Origin of the sequence: Pseudoxanthomonas suwonensis (genome assembly GCF_000972865.1) — a bacterium.
Taxonomy (GTDB): domain Bacteria; phylum Pseudomonadota; class Gammaproteobacteria; order Xanthomonadales; family Xanthomonadaceae; genus Pseudoxanthomonas; species Pseudoxanthomonas suwonensis_B.
Map to the genome: position 1 here is coordinate 2,421,967 of NZ_CP011144.1, position 18,689 is coordinate 2,440,655.

Consider the following 18,689-nt stretch of genomic DNA (forward strand, 5'->3'; position numbering starts at 1 on the left):
AACATCGCCGACCGCGAGGTCCAGTTGCGCTGCAACATTCCGCCGTCGCAAAGCCCCTCTCCCTCCGGGAGAGGGGTTGGGAGCCTGCGGTCAAGCCCGCGCGTCGTGCTCGTCGAGTACTCCGCCACCCACGCGGGCCAGGCTCCGGAGGGAGGGAAAACCGTGCTTCGGCACTCAGTCCCGGTCCGGCGCACCCAAGGGGAAATAGGGCCGGAACGGCCGTGCCTCGTCCACCGCGCGGGCAAATGCAGGGCGCTCGAGCAGGCGCGCGCGGTAGGTGCGCACGCGCCGGAGGTCTCCCGGGATCGGATGGGTCCAGTCCGCGTAGAACAGGAACGGCGCCGCGGCGCAGTCGGCCAGGCTGAAGCTCTCGCCTGCCGCCCAGGCGCGGCCGTCCAGATGCTGTTCCAGCCAGGCATAGGCGGTGTCGAGCATGCGCCTGGCCTCGGCGACGCCGTACGGATCGCGGTCCGCTTCAGTGCGCAGCGCGTCGAACACGATCTTCTGCTGCGGCGTGGACACGTAATTGTCGAAGAAGCGGTCCAGCATCCGCACCTGCACCGCGGCCAGCGGGTCTTCGGGCAGCAGGCGTATCCGTCCCGGGTGGCGGACCTGCAGGTACTCGATGATGGCCGTGGCCTCGATCACCGTGCGCCGGCCATCGACCAGCATCGGGAAGCGCTTCATCGGCCACAGCGCCTCCAGCTCGCGCCGGTGGACCGGGTCCTCGAGGCTGCGGTATTCGAACACCGTGTCGTTCTCGTACAGCGCGACCAGCGCCTTCTGGCAGTAGGAGGAGAACGGATGGGCGTAGAGGGCGAGGGTCATGGCGGGGTTCCGGTGGTGGCTTCGCTGCGACGTCGGTGTGGGCGCGGGATCGACATGCGGCTTCATTCCGCCGTGAACGGCGCCTGCTGCCGCAGCGCGGCGACGTGCGCGACCAGCTGCGGGAAGAACGCGTCGAAGCCGGCGGCGATCTCGGCCTCGTGCCGGCGCAGGTCGTCCAGGCAGGCGACCAGCCGGTCGCCGTTGCGCGACAGCCGCGTGGCGATGCGGGTGACTGCCAGGTCGACGTTGCCGCGCTCTCGGTACGAGCCCAGCCAGTCGTGCGCGGCGATGCGCGGCGCGATCGCGTGCAGGCGCCCGGGCAGTTCCTCGCGCCGGGCCAGCAGGTAGGCGTAGAACGGCGCGGTGAAGGCGTCCAGCGGCAGTTCGCTGTAGCGCGCCCAGTCGCGCGCCAGGCAGTGGTCGTAGTACACGTCCAGGGCGATGCCGGCGTAGCGGCGGCGGCCGTCGCCGAACAGCGAGCGCGCCTGGGCCACCTGCGGATGCTCGTCGGTGTAGCGGTCGATCCGGCGGTGCAGCAGGATCTCGCGGCGCACCACCGGGCTCCAGTCCTGCAGCGCCGCCATGCCGAACACGAAGTCGCCCAGCAGCGCGCCGAGCATGGCTTCGTGGTCGGGACGGGCGAGGTAGAGATGGGCCAGGTAGTTCATCGGCGGCGGCGTGGTTGGCTCCGCCAGTGTGTCACGAGCGTGCGGGTTGACGGCGCGATCACCCGCGCCGCGTCGATACTGGCCCGGTGCCCGAAGGTCCTTCCATCGTCATCCTGAAGGAGGAAGCGGCCGCATTCGCCGGGCGCACGGTGCTGCGCGTGCGCGGCAACAGCCGCGAGCCGATCCAGCGCATGGCCGGGTGCCGGGTATTGGCCCTGCGCAGCTGGGGCAAGCACTTCCTGGTCGAGTTCGAGGGCTTCAGCCTGCGCATCCACCTGCTGCTGTTCGGCAGCTACCGGATCGATGAACGACGGGCCACCGAGCCGCGGGTCGGGCTGGACTTCGGCGATGGCGGGGAACTCAACTTCTACGCCTGCTCGGTCAAGTTCGTCGAAGGCCCGCTGGACGCAGCCTATGACTGGAGCGCGGACGTGATGAACGACGCCTGGGATCCGGCGCAGGCGCGGCGCAAGTTGCGCATGCAGCCGCTGGCGCTGGCGGCCGATGCGCTGCTGGACCAGAACGTGTTCGCCGGCGTCGGCAACATCATCAAGAACGAGGTGCTGCACCGCATCCGGGTGCACCCGGAGAGCCGGATCGGCGGGCTGCCGCCGCGCAAGCTGGGCGAACTGGTGGAGCAGGCGCGCGAATACAGCTTCGACTTCCTGCGCTGGAAGCGGGCCTACGTGCTGCGCCAGCATTTCCAGGTGCATACCCGCACCGTGTGCCCGCGCGACGGCCAGCGGCTCGGCTATCGCAAGCACCTGGGCCTGGCGCGCCGGCGCGCGTTCTTCTGCGAGCAGTGCCAGCGCCTGTACCCGTTCGGGTGAGCGCGCGTCCGGCAGCGGGGTTGCGGGCGTGCTACTCCCCGCGCGCCATCGCTTCCTCGATGGCGGTGAACGCCGACCGGCGCCCGGGTTCGGCATCGGCCATGCCGGTGGCGAAATAGACCACGCCGGTGCCGGCAGCGCGGTCCAGCCACAGCCCCGACAGCAGGCCGTAGGCCGAACCACTGTGGCCCACGCGCGCCACGCCGTCGCCGAACAGGTCGTTGCGGCAGCCTGGAGCCGGCGTGGCCAGGGATTGCGAGGCCAGGCCGTAGTGGCAGAAGAAGCCGTCACGCGACTGGCCGCTGCTGTCCTCCTCGGCGGTGACGCCGTTGCCATCGGCCAGCGTCCATTGCGGGGCGAACAGCGCATCGACCGACTCCGGGCGCAGCAGGCGCACGCCGTCGACTTCGCCGCCGCGCAGCAGCAGCCGGCCGATCTTGGCCAGCCCGGTCGCGGAGATGCGCATGCCGCCCTGCGGCGAGAACAGCGCGCCGTTGACGCCGGGTCGCCACTGAGCCAGGTCGCAGCCGCCGTCGCGCGCGGGGCGGACCGGGCAGGGCGGGCGCTGTCCGCCCAGGTCGTCGGTGGTCGCCCGACCCTGCGCGTCGTACTGCACCACTGCCCGTGCCACCGCAGCGTCGCTGCAGCTGGCCCAGCCGAAGCAGGCATCCAGCCCGAGCGGCGCGAACAGCAGCCGCTGCATCAGCCGGTCGAAGCGTTCGCCGGTGGCGCGCTCCATCACCGAGGCCACCAGCGGGAAGTTCAGGTTGGCGTAGCGGAAGAAGCTGCCGGGCGCGTGTTCCCGGTCCCAGGCTCGGGGATCGGCGAGCAGATCGCGCAGTTCCCCGTCCAGCGGCACCTGCCAGTAGCCGGCCGCGTCGGTGAGCCCGGTGGTGTGCGAGAGCAGCATGCGCAGGGTGATCGGCGTGTCCGGGAAGTCCGGATGGCGCAGGGTCCAGCCCAGCTGCGCGGAGACGTCGGCGTCCAGGTCTAGCGTGCCGGTCTCGACCAGCCGCATCACCCCGATCGCGGTGGCCAGCTTGGAGATCGAGGCCATGCGCGCCGGATCGTCGGCTTCGAGTGCGCGCGCCGTGGCGGTGTCGGCCAGGCCCCGCGCCTGCACCGCGGTGATGCCGTCGCGGTCGAAGGCCACCCGTGCCTGCGCCACCGGCTGCGCGCGTGCCGCGGTGGATGCCAGCAGGGCGAGCAGCAGGCAGCTGAGGAAACGCATTGCAGTCGGCATGTTGGCGATTGGCAGGCACGGGATGCCACAAGGGTAACGACTTGCGTGCTGCCGACGCGCGGCCGTGCGCAAGCGCCACGCCGCCCGGTTCAGGCGGCCGCGTGGTACTCCAGCACCACCAGCCCACCCTCGAAGTGGTCGGCGCGGGCCAGCGACCAGCGCCGCGCGGCACTGCCGGCCGGCGCGAACGGACGGCCGCGCCCCAACAGCGCCGGCACGATCCGCAGGCGCAGCATGTCGACCTCGCCCGCTTCGAACAGGGCATCGGCCAGGGTCAGGCTACCCCAGACGACCAGGTCGCCTGCGATGCGTCCGCGCAGCCCGCGCACCGCCGCCACGCCGTCGCCGCGCAGCAGCGTGGCCGACTGGTCGGCACCCCATGGCGCCGCCTCCAGGGACGAGGAGACGACGAACTTGGGCAGCTCGCGGATCGGGGCCGCCACCGGCTCGGCCGCCGGGTCGGCCTGCGGCCAGTAGTCGGCGAACATGCGGTAGGTGCGCGCGCCGAGGACGATAGCGCCGACGCTGCGCAGCATCCTCAGCTGCTCCTGGTCGGCCGCGTTGACGGCCTGCGCGTCGGTGAAGAAGCCGATACCGCCGGCTGCGTCCTCGGCGTAGCCATCGATGCTGACGATCTGTTCGACGATCACCTTGCCCATGGCGTCCTCCGGGATGGGTCGGGGCGCGCCTGCCGCTGCAGCAGACCACAGGTATACGACGTGCCGGCGGGGGCGGATCGACAGTGCCCTGGCCGGCTCCGGACGCGGAGCCGAGCCCAGTCGCCAAGATATCCGGGTGACCGTCATTCGAAGGTGTGAAGCGTTTCGCGGGGATGACGGTGGTCGGGGGGCGGAACCGCCCCCGGCCGCGGGCATGGCCCCCCATACGCCGCAGAAGGGTCGATTCCCGGCCGGACCACTTAGACTGTGCCGCTCCGCCGGCGTGCCCGCGCGCCGGTGCCTCCATCCGCTTCCGAGAGAGTCCGCGTGGTCATCCATCCGAAAGTCCGAGGCTTCATCTGCACCACCGCCCACCCCGTGGGCTGCGCGAACAACGTGCGGGACCAGATCCGGTACGTGCAGTCGCAGGGCGTGCGCAACGACGGGCCCAGGCGCGTGCTGGTGATCGGCGCCTCCACCGGCTACGGCCTGGCCGCGCGCATCACCGCCGCCTTCGGCTACGGTGCGGCGACCCTGGGCGTGTTCTTCGAGAAGCCGGGCAGCGAGAAGAAGACCGGCAACGCCGGCTGGTACAACTCGGCCGCCTTCGACCGCTACGCCAAGGAAGCCGGGTTGTGGAGCCGTTCGATCAACGGCGACGCGTTCTCCGATGAAGTGCGCGCCAAGGCCGTCGAGCTGGCCCGCGGGATGGGCGGCCCGATCGACCTGGTGGTCTACTCGCTGGCCTCGCCGGTGCGGCGCCTGCCGGACACCGGCGAGCTCAAGCGCTCGGCGCTCAAGCCGATCGGCCAGCCGTACGAGGCCACCGCGGTGGACACCAACCGCGACCAGATCATCCACGCCACCGTCGAGCCGGCCAACGAGCAGGAGATCGCCGACACCGTGCGGGTGATGGGCGGCGAGGACTGGGAGCTGTGGATCGATGCGCTGGACAAGGCCGGGGTGCTGGCGCCCGACGCCAAGACCGTGGCCTTCAGCTACATCGGCACCGAGATCACCTGGCCGATCTACTGGCACGGCGCGCTGGGCAAGGCCAAGGAGGACCTGGACCGCGCCGCCCACGCGATCGATGCGCGGCTCAAGCCGGGCGGCGGCCAGGGAAATGTCACGGTGCTCAAGTCGGTGGTGACCCAGGCCAGCGCCGCGATCCCGGTGATGCCGCTGTACATCGCCATCGTCTACCGGATCATGAAGGCCAAGGGCCTGCACGAGGGCACCATCGAGCAGCTCGAGCGCACCTTCCGCGAGCACCTGTATTCGGCCGACCCGCCGCCGACCGACGAGTCCAACCGCCTGCGCCTGGACGACCGCGAGCTGCGCGACGACGTGCAGCAGGCCTGCCGCGAGCTGTGGCCGACGGTGACGACCGAGAACCTGTTCGAGGCCACCGACTACGCCAGCTACAAGCACGACTTCCTCAAGCTGTTCGGCTTCGAGCGCGACGACGTGGACTACGACGTCGACGTCGACCCGGTCACTCCGTTCGACGTGGTCGACCTGACCGGCGAGTGAGTCGGCTGCTGTCCTTGCAGGAGTCCAGCTTGCTGGCGACGCGGGCGTCGGAATCACGAGGCGTCGCCTGGGTCGACGGCGTCGGGTCGCCGGCTGAACCCGGCTCCTACAACAGCTGCGTCGCGCCGCTTTTCTGTAGGAGCTGACTTCAGTCGGCGACACGGGCGTCGGAATCACGAGGGCGTCGCCTGTGCCGAGGCCGTCGTGTCGCGGGCAAGCCCGGCTCCTGCAAGAAGCCAGGAGCACCCAATCCCCCGGCGTCCACCGGGACGACGGGGGGCTGCCCGTTCATGGGTGATGCGGGCGAAGTGGTCGCCTGCACCGTGTGACGTATCGCCGACCGCGACCCGCCTACGACGACCGCGCGGTCGCCGCCTCGACGCAGTCGCGCAGGTCCTTCAGCCGGAACGGCTTGCCCAGCAGCACCAGCCCCGGGTCCAGCTCGACGCTGGTGTAGCCGGACACCACGATCACCGCGGCCTGGGGATGGCGGCCGCGGACCTCGCGCGCCAGCTCCGAGCCGGACATACCCGGCATCAGGTGGTCGGTCACCAGCAGCGCCGGCACCACGCCCTGCTCCAGCGTGCGCAGCGCGTCCTCGGCCGAGTTGGCCTCGACTACTTCATAGCCCATGTCCGTCAGCACGTCGGCGGTGCACATGCGCACGCCCGGCTCGTCGTCGACGACCAGGGCCACGCCACGCCGCGGTTCGATGCTTGCCATGGGTGTGGGTTCCTCCGTGTGGTTCCGTGTGGTTGCGCTATCGGTCGCCAGGTTGCGCCGTCCGCGCCTGCGGCAGCCACAGTTCCATCGTGGTGCCGCGGCCCGGCTCGCTGTCGATGCGCAGGCGGCCGCCCAGTTGGGAGGCCAGTCCGTGCACCATCGACAGGCCCAGTCCGGTGCCCTGGCCGATGGCCTTGGTGGTGAAGAACGGTTCGATGGCGCGGGCGCGCGTCGCTTCGTTCATGCCCAGTCCGGTGTCTTCCACGGCGATCACTACGTAACGGCCCGGCGGCAACGCCGCGTCCTGGCCCGAATCTAGCGCGACACAGCGTACGCGCAGCGTGATCGTGCCGCCCTCGGGCATCGCGTCGCGCGCGTTCACGCCGAGGTTGAGCAGCGCCATCTCCAGCTGGTTGCCGTCGGCGCGGGCGTGCGGCAGTCCGTCTTCCACATCGACCGCCACGCGCACGCGCGGGTCGAAGCTGCTGCGCAGCAGATGGGCGATGCCCTCGACCAGCAGGCGGATGTCCACTTCCACCGCCTGCAGCGGCTGGCGCCGGGCGAAGGCCAGCAGGCGCTGCACCAGCGTCGCCGCGCGCTCGGCCGACTGGCGCGCCACCGCCAGGGTGCGCGCGCGCCGTTCGGGGCGCACCTGCGGATCCTCGGCCAGTTCCAGCGCGGCCATGATCGGGGTCAGCAGGTTGTTGAAGTCGTGGGCCACGCCGCCGGTGAGCTGGCCCATCGCTTCCAGCTTCTGCGACTGGCGCAGCGCCTCCTCGGTGGCGCGGCGCCCGGTGATGTCCAGTGCCTCGGGCACCACCGCGCTGACCGCGCCGGAGGCGTCATACAGCGGCCGCAGCGACAGGTCGAAGGAGCGCAGGCCGGTAGGCAGGTGCACGGTGACCTCCTCGCGCACCGGCTCGCCGGCGCGCGCGCGCATGAACGCGGCGCGCATCCATTCGGGCATGCCGGGCGTGCCGGTGAACCAAGGCGTTTCCCACACCGGCAGGCCGACCACGTCCTCCAGGTCGCAGCCGATGGCGTCCAGCGCGGTGCGGTTGGCGTCCTCCAGGGTGCCGTCCAGCGCGCAGCGGCCCTGCAGCTGGTGGCTGTTCTCGAACAGGCTGCGCAGCTGCGCCTGCGAGTCGGCCAGCGCGCGCGCGGCCTGGTTGATGTCGGTGACGTCGCGCGCGCTGCAGTAGAACTTGCCGCCCTCCGGCGAGGCCACCCAGGACAGGGTGCGGTAGTCGCCGTCGCGGGTGCGCATGCGGCATTCGAAGCCCAGCAGCGGCTCGCCCGCGTGCAGGCGGGTCCTGGCCTCCGTCACCGCCTCCAGGTCGTCCGGATGGACCAGGTCCCGCGCCGGCCGCGCCGCCAGTTCCGCGCTGGTCCAGCCCAGGGTGCGCTGCCAGGCCGGATTGGTCTTCTCCAGCACGCCGTCGCGGTTGAGCACGCCGAGCATGTCCGGCGTCACCTGCCAGGTCAGCGAGCGCTCCTGCGCCTGCTCGGCGACCTGCCGTTCCAGGTTCTGGTTGAGCGCGTGCAGTTCGGCCTCGCTGCGCGCGCGGGCGGTGGCGTCCACGCCGGTGACGAAGATCCCGTCGACCCGGCCCTGGGCGTCGAGCAGCGGCTGGTAGACGAAGTCCAGGCGCCGTTCGTTGACCGGGCCGCCGGGCGTGGTTTGCTCCAGGAAGACCGCGTCGCTGGCCACGAACGGCATGCCGGTGGCGTAGACCCGGTCCAGCACCTGCAGGTAGCCCTGCTCGACCGCGTCAGGCAGGGCCTCGGCCAGGGTCCGTCCGACCACGTCGCGGCCGCCGACCACGCCGCGGTAGCTGGCGTTGGCGAACTCGAAGCGGTGCCCGGGCCCGCGCAGCATCGCCATGAAGGTCGGCGACAGTTCGAACATGCTCGCCAGGCGCTTGTTCTCGTCCGCCAGGCGGCGTTCGGTCAGCACCCGCGCGGTGGTTTCGTGGGTGACGTTGAGCATCGCCACCACGCGTCCGTCCGGATCGCGCACAGGGGTGTAGCTGAAGGTCCACCAGGTGTCCTCGGGAAAACCGTTCCGCTCCATCCGCAGGTACATGTCCTCGCGCCAGGTGGCGGTGCCGGACATGGCCGTTTCGGCAAGCGGACGGATGTCTTCCCAGACCTCGGACCAGACCGTGGCGATGGGTTCCCCCAGCGCGACCGCATCCTTGGCGCCCAGGATCGGGATGTACGGGTCGTTGTAGAACAGCAGCAGGTCCGGCCCCCAGCCCACGCACATCGCGAAGCGCGAGCCGAGCATGATCGAGAGCGTGGTCTTCAGCTCCGGCGGCCACTGCGCCGGCGGGCCTAGCGGGTGCCGCGACCAGTCGTGGGCGGCGATGCGCGCGGCCAGGATCCCGCCGCCCCGCAGGAACTCGGTGCCGGCGGACGATGGTGCGGCGGTGTCTGGCATCGGCGTATCGGGCGGGGCGAAGACGCCCGGATGCTGGCATATCCGGCGCATGAACGGAGTGACGAAGTCCACCGCGGTTCGGGAACTCGCGCGTGCGGCGGCGGTCATCCGGGACCTGACACGCAACCCGGACGCGGCATCCACTCTTCGTGCAAGGCGCATGGACTTCCCGCTGGAGCGACGACGTGCTGCCGCGCGCGGTGGCGGTCGCCACCGCAATCGCATTGCTGGTGCTGGCCTGGAAGCTGCTGGGCGGGCTGCCGCGCCTGGTCCGCTCCGCGCCGGCCGAGGAACACCGCGTGCAGCTGGTGTATTCGCCGCGGGTACCGTACGCGCCGCCGCTTGTGCCGCTGCCGTCGCCCCCGGTCCGCGACCCCGAAGCCGCGTCGCCAGCGTCGCGGCCGCCACCGGATGCCGATGCAGCGTCCATGGCGGCCGGCGCCGTGCGGGCGGCGGATACAGCCGCCGGGGTCCAGTTCTACGGCTCCGACGGCCGGGTGCGGCTGCCGGCCACCGACTCCGACCGTTGGATTCCGACGCCAGCGCCGGCCCGGGTTCCGGGCCTGGGCCAGGCACCGGCGGACGAGGCCGCCGCGCGCGCGCTGCAGCCCCCCAACCCCGTGCAATCACGCGGTACGCGCTTCGCCCGGGACTGGATCAGCGACGGCGACGTGGCCGACGTGGCGCAGCAGGAGATCGCCCGCGCGCAGAACAGGATCGCCGAGTTCCTGTTCGGCAAGGACATCGAGCATGCGCGCGCGCGGCCCTCGCCGGAGGTGCGCTACAACCCGGTGCGCCACGAGCGCACCGCCGACCTGGGCAGCGAGGCCGCCGGCGACGCCTACAAGGCCGCGCCGATCGACTACCAGCCGGCACCGGGCCTGGACGGCGAGGCCAGCCGCCGCATCCGCGAGCAGGTGGCCGCGCTGGAGACCGCGTACGCGCGCTGCGACCGGGCGCGGCTGCAGCGGCTCATGCAGCCGCTGCTGCTGCACCTGGACGAACTGCAGAAGGCCGAGACCGCGTACGCGCGCGGGGCCGATCCGGTCCGTGCCATGCACATGCTGCCCAACGTCGCCAACGGCGCCTACGACCTGTCGCGCCGCGCGCTGTGGTACGCCGACCGCGGGATGGCGCAGGCCTGCAGCGGCTGAACGCCGCAGGCGTCGCGCTCAGGCCGGCTCGATGAAGTAGGGCTCGACCGTGCCCTTGACCTTGATCGTCATCGGGTTGCCGCGGCGGTCTCGCGAGCGCCCGACCTGGACCCGGATCCAGCCCTCGCTGACCGAGTATTCCTCGACGTTGTCGCGTTCCTGGCCGTTGAAGCGCACGCCCACGCCGCGTTCGATCACGGCCGCGTCGTGGTACGGGCTGCGGGGATCCAGGGCCAGGCGGTCGGGAGGCGTGTCGCTCATCGGAATGCGGGGCAGGCGTGCCGGCGGCGCCGGCGGGGTGACAAGCATACCTCCGCGCCGGCCGGCGGCGCGGCATGGCCTGTCCGCCGCAAGCGATGCGTTGGTGGTGGCAAGGGGACGTGCTGCGGCAGGCGTGCACGGAAGGAGCGGGTCCGGGACGGGGGGCTTTGCCCTCACTTCCGTTTCGCGACGACCGCTGCAGCATCGTCATGGGCAAGAAGGATCCCGTGGTCCGCGGGCAGCACACTGATGGCGTCGCGGCGTGCGGGGAATGCAGGAGCAACGGTCCGCAGATGGGCCATCACGAGGTGTCCACCATGAACAACGTCGCCGATTTCTCCGCTTCGATCGCGGGCTTCGGTCCGCTGGCGTTCCTGTCGATCCAGCATACGCCGCCGGGGACGGTACCCGAGGCGTTCACCAACGAAGAGCGGGCGCGTGCCTTCCGCAACGCCCAGCCGGTGGTGACTGCGAACACCTACCACTGGCCGTTCCAGCGCCCCGGCGCGCACGTCCTCGAAGGCTGAGGGCGGTCGCTCCTCCGGAAGCCGGGCCGTCGCCTGGTGCGGCGGCCGTGCCGGATCTCGCGCCAGGCGGCGGCGCCTGCGGGTGTCGCCGGATCGCGCTCACATGACGTTCGCCTGCGGCTCACGACCGCTTGATGGCGGGTGCGCAAGCATCGCCGGAACAGCAACGAGGCGAGCCAACCCCGTTGCGCGGCGGCCGAAACAGGACGCAGATCCTGCAGCCACGTTGCCTGGCCGCCGTGCCGAGCCCAGGAGTACCGAATGAACAACCAGAAGAAGATCGAACACAGCCTCAACGACCTGATCGCGATCTCGCGCGACGGCCAGGAGTTCTACACCGAGGCCGCCCAGCGGGTGGAGGACGCCGAACTGGCGGCCCTGTTCCGCCGCATGGCCGCGGTCAAGACCGACGTCGTCGGCCAGCTGAGCGCCACGGTGCAGTCGGCCGGTGGTACGCCGGACACCGACGGCACCCTGGTCGGCAGCCTGCGCCAGGCCTACGGCAACGTGCGCGCCGCCCTGGGTGACAGCAAATACGCCTACGTCGCCCAGCTGGAAGAGTCGGAGGACCGTCTGCTGGAGGCGTTCGACGAAGTCGTCGCCGATGCCGACACGCCGGCGGCGGCACGCGATGCCGCCCTGCGCCTGCTGCCGGAAGTGCGCGCCTGCCACGACGAGATGCGCAGGCGCAAGCATGCGATGAAGTCGGCCGCCTGACCTCGGCGGCGCCACGCGCCGCCCTGCGCATGCGCGGGCCTGCCGGAGCGATCCGGCAGGCCCTTCTTTTAGGTTCCTCTCCAGAATCCGGGAGAAGCCACCCGGGTGCTGTCAGCAGCAGGCGTCGTCGTGAACCACCGGTGTCGGCTTCGGTGGGCCGCCGCCGCTATGGCCCCTTGGAGCAAGAGCGCTGGCTTCGGCCGGGGGCCGCCGTCCTGCCGGGGTATGGCTCACCCCTCGGTCGGGCATCCTGCCCTCCAACTCGGGGCCGTGGCACATCCCTGTGCCACTTGCGCCATACCCCGGCAGGACGACGTCCTCGGGTGGCGTGGCGGTCATGGCTTCTATGGTTTGGCGAAAAACCGCCACCGATGGTTCCGGGTTTCCTGTAGGAGCCCAGCTTGCTGGCGACCCGGGTGTCGGGAATCCCAGGGCGTCGCCTGTGCCGAGGTCGTCGTGTGGCGGGCAAGCCCGGCTCCTACAGAACGGCGCGGCAGCAAAATGACGGCTGTTGCTTGGAGGACGCCGGAACGGAGCCACGACCCTGACGCTCCCGAAGACGTGGCAGTGCGGGTGTGTTGCGGCAGCGGCCAGGGATGGCCGCGTCGGCGAGTCGGCACACGGATGTGCCGTCGAGCCGACCGCAACACACCCGCACTGCCGCGGCTCAGCCCGAAGCCGACCACCCCAGGCGCTTTTGCAGTTGCTTGGCCGTCGCGACCGTCCCCCAAGCGGACCAGGGGCCCATTTTTCCCGGTCCGCGTACGGACGCCGCGACGACCGCGACCGCAGCCGCCGGCCATGCCCGCCCCGGCGGCGTATCATGCGCGTCCTTCGCCGTCGCCCGCGCGCGGCGTGCCCACCGCAACCAGGAATCCCGCATGGCGCTCAAGGCCACCGTCGTTCGTGCCGAGCTGCAGCTCAGCGACATGGACCGCCACCACTACGCCCACTACCCGCTGACCCTGGCCCAGCACCCGTCGGAGACGGACGAGCGGCTGATGGTGCGGCTGCTGGCGTTCGCCCTGTACGCCGAGGAGCGGCTGGAGTTCGGTCGTGGCCTGAGCACCGACGAGGACCCCGACCTGTGGCAGCGCGACTACGGCGGTGACGTCGAGCGCTGGATCGAGATCGGGCAGCCGGACGAATCGCGGATCCGTAAGGCCTGCGGCCGCGCGCGCGAGGTGGTGGTGCTCAACTACGGCGGCCGCGCAGCGGACCTGTGGTGGGACAAGGCTGCCTCCGCGCTCGCGCGCCACGACAACCTCACCGTGCTCGACCTGCCGGCTGCGCAGGTCGAGGCGCTGGCTGCGCTGTACGCGCGCGGGATGAAGCTGGACGTGCAGATCCAGGACGGCGAGGCGCGCGTGCTCGACGAGGCCGGCCGCGAGGCGGTGCTGCAGCCGGTGGTACGGATGGCGCCGCAGCCGGCCTGAGCGGGCGATGGTCGGGCACTACGACGCGATCGTGGTCGGCGGCGGTGCCGCCGGGCTGATGTGTGCGCTCACCGCCGGCGGCCGCGGCCTGCGGGTGCTGGTGGTCGAGCACGCCAACAAGGTCGGCAAGAAGATCCTGATGTCCGGCGGCGGGCGCTGCAACTTCACCCACACCGGCGCCGGTCCGGACAATTACCTGTCGGCCAACCCGCATTTCTGCAAGTCGGCGCTGGCGCGCTACACGCCCTGGCACTTCATCGACCTGGTCGAGAAGCACCGCATCGCGTACCACGAGAAGACCCTCGGCCAGCTGTTCTGCGATGTCTCGTCCAAGCTGATCGTGAAGATGCTGCTGGACGAATGCGCCGCGGCCGGGGTCGAGGTGCGCACCCACTGCGCGGTCGAACGGGTCGAACAGCCCGACGGCGGCGGCTTCCGCCTGCGCACTGCGCAGGGCGGTTTCGCCGCGCCGGCGCTGGTGGTGGCCAGCGGCGGCCTGTCGATCCCGAGCCTGGGTGCCAGCGGTTTCGGCTACGAACTGGCGCGACGCTTCGGCCACGACGTGCTGCCCACCCGCGCCGGGCTGGTGCCGCTGACCCTGAGCGGCAAGCACCAGGAGCGGCTGGCCGACCTGTCCGGGGTGGCGCTGGAGGTGGAGGCGCGCTGCAACGGCCGCAGCTTCCGCGAGGCGCTGCTGTTCACCCACCGCGGGGTCAGCGGGCCGGCGATCCTGCAGATCTCTTCCTACTGGCAGCCCGGCGACGAATTGCGCCTGGACCTGCTGCCCGGACGCGACGCGCACGACTGGCTGAGCGCGCAGCAGAAGCAACGCCCGGACGCGGAACTGAAGACCGTACTGGCCGAGGCGCTGCCGCGGCGCTTCGCCCAGCGCCTGTGCGAGGTCTGGCTGCCGAACCGGCCGATGCGCCAGTACGACGCCCCGCAGCTGCGCGAGGCCGCCGCGCTGCTGGCCGACTGGCCGCTGGTGGCCAGCGGCACCGAGGGCTACCGCACCGCCGAGGTGACCCTGGGCGGGGTGGACACCGATGGCGTGTCCTCCAGCACGATGCAGTCGCGGCTCGTGCCGGGCCTGTACTTCGTCGGCGAGGTGCTGGACGTGACCGGCTGGCTGGGCGGCTACAACTTCCAGTGGGCCTGGGCCTGCGGGCACGCGGCCGGCACGGCGCTGGGCTGACCGGTCCTGCCTCCACCACCACGGCCGCGTCGGCTTTCCTGTAGGAGCCCACTTCAGTGGGCGACACGGGCGTCGGAATGCCGGGGGAGTCGCCTGTGCCGACGGCGTCGTGTCGCCGGCTGAACCCGGCTCCTACAACAGCAGCGCCGCGACCGCCTTTCTGTAGGAGCTGACTTCAGTCGGCGACACGGGCGTCGGAACCATGAGGGCGTCGCCTGTGCCGAGGACGTCGTGTCGCCGGCTGAACCCGGCTCCTACAACGGCGGTGGCGGTGCGCGGGTTCGTGAACGATGCGGCGATCGATGTCCAGTGCAGCAGGTCGCCTGTAGCAAGCCCCGCGATTTCACCGCCGTTTGACGCTCCACGGCGGCCAATAGGCTCCGGCCGCGGCACTCGCGGCAACGGAGCGCCCGCATGCTGGACAGCCTGTTCGAAATGGCGATGCCGTGGTGGGAGTTCGTGCTGCGCGCCGTGGTGGTGTACGTGGTGGTGCTGGTGCTGGTGCGGGTGACCGGCAAGCGCACCGTTGGCCAGTTCACTCCCTTCGACCTGCTGCTGGTCGTGCTGCTCGGCACCGCAGTGCAGAACTCGCTGATCGGGGAGGACACCTCGCTGGTCGGCGGCCTGATCCTGGCGGCCACGCTGCTGGCGCTGAACTGGGCGGTGGGCTTCGCCACCGCGCGCAACCGGCGGCTGGACAGGATCATCGAGGGCGAGCCGGTGGTGCTGGCGCGCAACGGCGAGGTCTTCTGGCACGTGCTGCGCCGGCAGAACGTCAGCCGCGCCGACTTCGAGGCGGCCAAGCGCGAGGCCGACTGCGCCGAGGATGCGCGGATCGGGATCGCGGTGCTGGAGACCAGCGGCGACATCACCCTGATCCGCCGCGACGACTGAACGCTTCATCGGGCGCGCGGGGATTTTCACCCGCTTCCGACGGCGAGACTGGGATGCTCGTCCCGACAGGGGTGGAAATGCCGGCGACGCCGGCCTGCAGCGGGCAACGGACCATGGACAACGGGCAAGCGCCGCGGCGGCAAGCGGTGGTGATCGACCTCGACCGCGAGCGCGAACACTGGCGCCAGCGCTACCACGCGCTGCCGCGGGCGCGGGCGATGCGCACCTTCGCCCGCTACTGGCCAGTGCTGTGCGCGGCCTACGACGTCTACCTCAACCACCCGCGCGCGCCGCGCGACGAGGCCGAGCGCCTGTACCTGCTGCGCGAGGACGTGGCCGCCAGCCTGCTGACCGAGGACGAGGCGCGCGCGGTGTTCGAGCGGGCCTGGGCGCGGCTGGAAGATGCCGCCGGGGTCGTCGACGCCGTCGACACCGCCTAGCGGCGCAGGCGCCCGCCACAGCGTCGCGGCGGGCGCCGGCCCGCTCCCGCACCGGCGCGTCCTGTCGGCCCATTCCCGGTTTCGTCGCAGCGGGGGTTCCGGCCGCGCGGCGGGCCGCTATGCTCCGCGGCACCGAAACGCTCCCGGTGCCCCGTGTCCGCCAGCCTGTTCCTGATCCTGCGCATCCTCTTCGCCTGGGTAGTGGCGATCATGCTCGCCGGCTTCGTCTGGGGCGGGATGTTCGGCGATGTCGGCGGCTTCTTCTGGCTGCTGGCCCTGGGCGCGATGGTGCTGGCGATGCTGGGCGCGGTGACCCATCTGCGCCGGGTCCGGCTGGCCGCCGGCCGCCTGGACGCGGCGGTGCTCAGCAACCACCAGCAGCGCCGGATCGAGGTGCCGATGGATGCGGGCGCGGCCTTCGAGCTGGTCGAGGCGGCGGTGCGCGAACTGCCGCGGATCGAGGACATCGAGGCCTCGCGCGGCAGCCTGCAGGTGCGCGCCCGGGTGCGCCGCAGCGATCCGTTCGGCGGCACCCAGCCTTCGCGCTGGAACGTGCTGGCGCGGCTGGCGATCACCCATGACCGGGTGCTGGCCACGGTGGTGCCCGGCGAGGGCACCAGCGGCGTGACCCTGCTGTGCGAGCCGGACGCGCCGCACTGGGTCGACCTGTTCGCGCTGGACGAGGGCACCAGCTACGAGAACGCCGAGGCGCTGCTGCGCTCGGTCACCCGCCGCGTCGCCGAGCAGCGCCGCGACGAGCAGGCGCAGGCCGAGCGCAGCGCCACCGACAACGCGCTGACCGTGGCCCGCCTGAACCTGCTGCAGGCCCAGGTCGAGCCGCACTTCCTCTACAACACCCTGGCCAACGCCCAGGTGCTGGCGCGCACCGATCCGCCGCGCGCCGACGAGATGCTCGGCCACCTGATCCAGTACCTGCGCCGCTCGCTGCCGCGCGAGCACGACACCCTGTCCACCCTGGGCGAGGAACTGGAGCGCACCCGCGCCTACCTGGAGATCCTCAAGATCCGCATGGGCGCGCGCCTGGAACTGAAGGTCGAGGTGCCCGACGCGCTCAAGGCGCTGCGGCTGCCGTCGATGATGCTGCAGACCCTGGTGGAGAACGCGATCAAGCACGGCCTGGAGCCCAAGCCCGGCGGCGGCACCGTGTGGATCCTGGCGCGCCGCTTCGACGACCACGCCACGGTCACCGTCGCCGACGACGGCCAGGGCTTCGGCACCACCACCGCCGGCACCGGCATCGGCCTGAAGAACGTGCGCGAGCGGCTGCGCCTGACCTGGGGCGAGCGCGCCGGCTTCTCGATCGTGTCCAACTTCCCCAGCGGCGTGGCCGCGACCCTGACCCTGCCGCTGCCCGAGGCGCTGCCGTCCGGTGCGGCGCCCGCCGCCGGAGAACCTTCCCATGTTTGATTGCGTCGTCGCCGAGGACGAGGAACTGCTGCGCACCTCGCTGCTGCTGCAGCTGGGCGAGGTCTGGCCGGGGCTGCGGATCGTGGCCGAGTGCGAGGACGGCGCCAGCGCGCTGGAGGCCATCGCCGAGCACAAGCCGGACGTGGCCTTCCTCGACATCCGCATGCCCGGCCTGACCGGGATCGAGGTCGCCGCGGCGCTGGCCGAAGTGAGCCCGCGCACCCAGGTGGTGTTCGTCACCGCCTATGACCAGTACGCGATCGACGCCTTCGAGCAGGGCGCGGTCGACTACCTGCTCAAGCCGGTGGCGCGCGACCGCCTGCAGGCCACGGTGCAGCGGCTGCAGGCGCGGGTGGCGGCAGGCCGCCCGGACCCGGCCACGCTCGACGCGCTGCTGCGGCACCTGGCGCAGCGGCCCTCCGAGCCGGCCGCGCCGCCGCCGCTGGCCTGGATCACCGCCAACAGCGGCCGCGAGACGCGGCTGATCATGCTCGACGAGGTCGCCTACTTCCGCGCCGACAGCAAGTACACGGTGGTGGTGACCGCCGACGGCGAGGCATTGCTTCGCACCCCGCTGAAGGAACTGCTGGAGGCGCTGGACCCGCACCAGTTCCGGCAGATCCACCGCTCCACCATCGTCAACCTCAAGGCGGTGGCCTCGGTGGTCCGCGACGACAGCGGCAAGGGCACGCTGCGGCTCAAGGGCCGCGACGAGACCCTGCCGGTGAGCGCGCCGTTCATGGCGCTGTTCCGCGGAATGTGAACGGACGCCGTCGCCGCGTTGCGACGGTCGATTGCCCCCATGCATCCAGAAGGAGTTGCCCGCATGACGATCCAGCACGTCCCCCGTCCCCGACCCGTTCCCTGCGTGCGCGCCGCCGCGCCGCCAGCTTCGTCCGCCGAGGTGTGAAATGCGCCTGTTGACCGCCCTGTTTTCCTGCGTGCTGTCGCTGTTCGGCTGCGACACGCGCCCGACCACGACCAGCATCACCCGCATCGTCGACAGCGGCAGCGAGACCTTGTTCAGCAAGACCACCCTGGTCGACGGCGTGGCCACGTTCGAGTGCTTCGCCAGCGCCAGCGGCGGCTGCCACTACCGGATCTACGAAGAGCGCTGCGACGCCGCGGCCGCCGCGGCCACGACCGGTGCCGCCAGCGCGTGCCGGCAGCAGACCCTCGACGCGTTCGACCTGACCGTGGGCAAGCGCCACCGGGTGGAAGGCCTGCCGGCCGGCTTCCGTCACTGCGTGGCGGCCCAGGACGCGGCAAGCCAGGACGCGGCCCGCTGCGCCTGAGCGCGGCGGACGCGGCGGCTCAGGCGCCGACGCGCGCGCGCTCGGCGTCGGTGTCGGCCACCGGGCGCACCTCCATGCTGCCGTAGCGCACCCACGGGAACTGGCGGGCCAGTTCCACCGCCTGCTCGATCGAGTCGGCCTCGATCAGGTTGTAGCCGGCCAGCACTTCCTTGGTCTCGGCGAACGGGCCGTCGAACACGCTGGTGCGGCCTTCGCGCACGCGCACGGTGCGCGCCTGCGCCGGCGCCTCCAGCCGGTTGAAGCCGAGCAGGGTGCCCTGCGCCTGCAGGCCGTCGGCCTTGCGCAGGCAATCGCGCATCTGGCTGTCGTACTCCTCGGCCGGGACGGCCTCGAGCATCTCGCGATCGATGTAGACCAGCAGCAGGTACTTCATGCGGCGTTCCGGCAGGTGGGC

The 18,689-nt window shown here is 71.5% G+C and carries 20 protein-coding genes; 12 read left to right on the top strand and 8 right to left on the bottom strand.

The annotated features are described in order from the left end of the window. Positions 1 to 174 precede the first annotated feature (174 nt). Entirely contained in the window at positions 175 to 828 is a 654-nt protein-coding gene (locus WQ53_RS09990; RefSeq protein WP_052632025.1) for a glutathione S-transferase family protein, read from the bottom strand. A gap of 62 nt (positions 829 to 890) precedes the next feature. Next, positions 891 to 1,496 carry an ACP phosphodiesterase gene (locus WQ53_RS09995; RefSeq protein ID WP_052632026.1) on the bottom strand — a complete coding sequence of 202 codons (606 nt, stop codon included), beginning with the start codon at positions 1,494 to 1,496 and terminating at the stop codon, positions 891 to 893. Between the two features lie 86 nt (positions 1,497 to 1,582). Between WQ53_RS09995 and WQ53_RS10000 the strand changes: the two genes are divergently transcribed. Next, complete coding sequence (locus tag WQ53_RS10000) at positions 1,583 to 2,326, top strand: DNA-formamidopyrimidine glycosylase family protein (protein WP_052632027.1); 744 nt, start codon at positions 1,583 to 1,585, stop codon at positions 2,324 to 2,326. 31 nt (positions 2,327 to 2,357) lie between these two features. On the opposite strand, the gene WQ53_RS10005 is transcribed toward WQ53_RS10000, so the two are convergent. Together WQ53_RS10005 and WQ53_RS17060 are read right to left on the bottom strand one after the other, a co-directional pair. Then, positions 2,358 to 3,569 (bottom strand): serine hydrolase domain-containing protein, encoded by a 1,212-nt coding sequence (locus tag WQ53_RS10005; protein ID WP_052632028.1) that lies wholly within the window; start codon positions 3,567 to 3,569, stop codon positions 2,358 to 2,360. Between the two features lie 89 nt (positions 3,570 to 3,658). Further along, positions 3,659 to 4,228 (bottom strand): dihydrofolate reductase family protein, encoded by a 570-nt coding sequence (locus WQ53_RS17060; RefSeq protein ID WP_052632029.1) that lies wholly within the window; start codon positions 4,226 to 4,228, stop codon positions 3,659 to 3,661. A gap of 327 nt (positions 4,229 to 4,555) precedes the next feature. Between WQ53_RS17060 and fabV the strand changes: the two genes are divergently transcribed. Further along, entirely contained in the window at positions 4,556 to 5,761 is a 1,206-nt protein-coding gene (gene fabV, locus WQ53_RS10015) for an enoyl-ACP reductase FabV (protein ID WP_052632030.1), read from the top strand. A gap of 351 nt (positions 5,762 to 6,112) precedes the next feature. On the opposite strand, the gene WQ53_RS10020 is transcribed toward fabV, so the two are convergent. Then, positions 6,113 to 6,484, bottom strand: coding sequence for a response regulator (locus WQ53_RS10020; RefSeq protein WP_052632031.1), 372 nt, complete (start codon positions 6,482 to 6,484; stop codon positions 6,113 to 6,115). A gap of 37 nt (positions 6,485 to 6,521) precedes the next feature. Then, positions 6,522 to 8,927 carry a PAS domain-containing protein gene (locus WQ53_RS10025; RefSeq protein WP_158497834.1) on the bottom strand — a complete coding sequence of 802 codons (2,406 nt, stop codon included), beginning with the start codon at positions 8,925 to 8,927 and terminating at the stop codon, positions 6,522 to 6,524. A gap of 149 nt (positions 8,928 to 9,076) precedes the next feature. On the opposite strand from WQ53_RS10025, the gene WQ53_RS10030 reads away from it, so the two are divergent. Continuing rightward, the gene (locus WQ53_RS10030; RefSeq protein ID WP_236685852.1) at positions 9,077 to 10,081 is read left to right on the top strand and encodes a hypothetical protein; all 1,005 of its coding nucleotides are present in this window, start codon (positions 9,077 to 9,079) and stop codon (positions 10,079 to 10,081) included. Positions 10,082 to 10,099: 18 nt separating this feature from the next. Here the strand turns inward: WQ53_RS10030 and WQ53_RS10035 are convergent, their stop codons facing one another. Further along, positions 10,100 to 10,342 (bottom strand): DUF3297 family protein, encoded by a 243-nt coding sequence (locus tag WQ53_RS10035; RefSeq protein WP_052632034.1) that lies wholly within the window; start codon positions 10,340 to 10,342, stop codon positions 10,100 to 10,102. A 209-nt stretch (positions 10,343 to 10,551) separates the two neighbouring features. Here WQ53_RS10035 and WQ53_RS10040 point away from each other — a divergent pair, with 209 nt between their 5' ends. The 9 genes from WQ53_RS10040 (at position 10,552) to WQ53_RS10080 (ending at position 18,274) form a co-directional block, all read left to right on the top strand. Beyond that, positions 10,552 to 10,869 (top strand): hypothetical protein, encoded by a 318-nt coding sequence (locus tag WQ53_RS10040; protein WP_144409296.1) that lies wholly within the window; start codon positions 10,552 to 10,554, stop codon positions 10,867 to 10,869. Between the two features lie 261 nt (positions 10,870 to 11,130). Continuing rightward, positions 11,131 to 11,586 (top strand): PA2169 family four-helix-bundle protein, encoded by a 456-nt coding sequence (locus WQ53_RS10045; RefSeq protein WP_052632036.1) that lies wholly within the window; start codon positions 11,131 to 11,133, stop codon positions 11,584 to 11,586. Positions 11,587 to 12,467: 881 nt separating this feature from the next. Further along, entirely contained in the window at positions 12,468 to 13,022 is a 555-nt protein-coding gene (locus WQ53_RS10050; RefSeq protein WP_052632037.1) for a YaeQ family protein, read from the top strand. A gap of 7 nt (positions 13,023 to 13,029) precedes the next feature. Further along, positions 13,030 to 14,217, top strand: coding sequence for an NAD(P)/FAD-dependent oxidoreductase (locus WQ53_RS10055; RefSeq protein WP_052632038.1), 1,188 nt, complete (start codon positions 13,030 to 13,032; stop codon positions 14,215 to 14,217). 417 nt (positions 14,218 to 14,634) lie between these two features. Beyond that, a complete protein-coding gene (locus WQ53_RS10060; RefSeq protein WP_144409436.1) occupies positions 14,635 to 15,111 on the top strand; it encodes a DUF421 domain-containing protein in 477 nt (158 codons plus the stop codon). A 113-nt stretch (positions 15,112 to 15,224) separates the two neighbouring features. Continuing rightward, on the top strand, positions 15,225 to 15,551 hold the full coding sequence (locus WQ53_RS10065; protein ID WP_052632040.1) for a hypothetical protein: 327 nt from the start codon (positions 15,225 to 15,227) through the stop codon (positions 15,549 to 15,551). 153 nt (positions 15,552 to 15,704) lie between these two features. Continuing rightward, on the top strand, positions 15,705 to 16,979 hold the full coding sequence (locus WQ53_RS10070; protein WP_052632041.1) for a sensor histidine kinase: 1,275 nt from the start codon (positions 15,705 to 15,707) through the stop codon (positions 16,977 to 16,979). Then, positions 16,972 to 17,742 carry a LytR/AlgR family response regulator transcription factor gene (locus tag WQ53_RS10075; RefSeq protein ID WP_052632042.1) on the top strand — a complete coding sequence of 257 codons (771 nt, stop codon included), beginning with the start codon at positions 16,972 to 16,974 and terminating at the stop codon, positions 17,740 to 17,742. Before WQ53_RS10070 ends, WQ53_RS10075 begins: the two co-directional genes overlap by 8 nt. Before the next feature lie 148 nt (positions 17,743 to 17,890). Further along, complete coding sequence (locus tag WQ53_RS10080) at positions 17,891 to 18,274, top strand: hypothetical protein (RefSeq protein ID WP_052632043.1); 384 nt, start codon at positions 17,891 to 17,893, stop codon at positions 18,272 to 18,274. 19 nt (positions 18,275 to 18,293) lie between these two features. Here WQ53_RS10080 and WQ53_RS10085 read toward each other — a convergent pair whose 3' ends face one another. Next, positions 18,294 to 18,668 carry a YciI family protein gene (locus tag WQ53_RS10085; protein WP_052632044.1) on the bottom strand — a complete coding sequence of 125 codons (375 nt, stop codon included), beginning with the start codon at positions 18,666 to 18,668 and terminating at the stop codon, positions 18,294 to 18,296. Between the last annotated feature and the right edge of the window lie 21 nt (positions 18,669 to 18,689).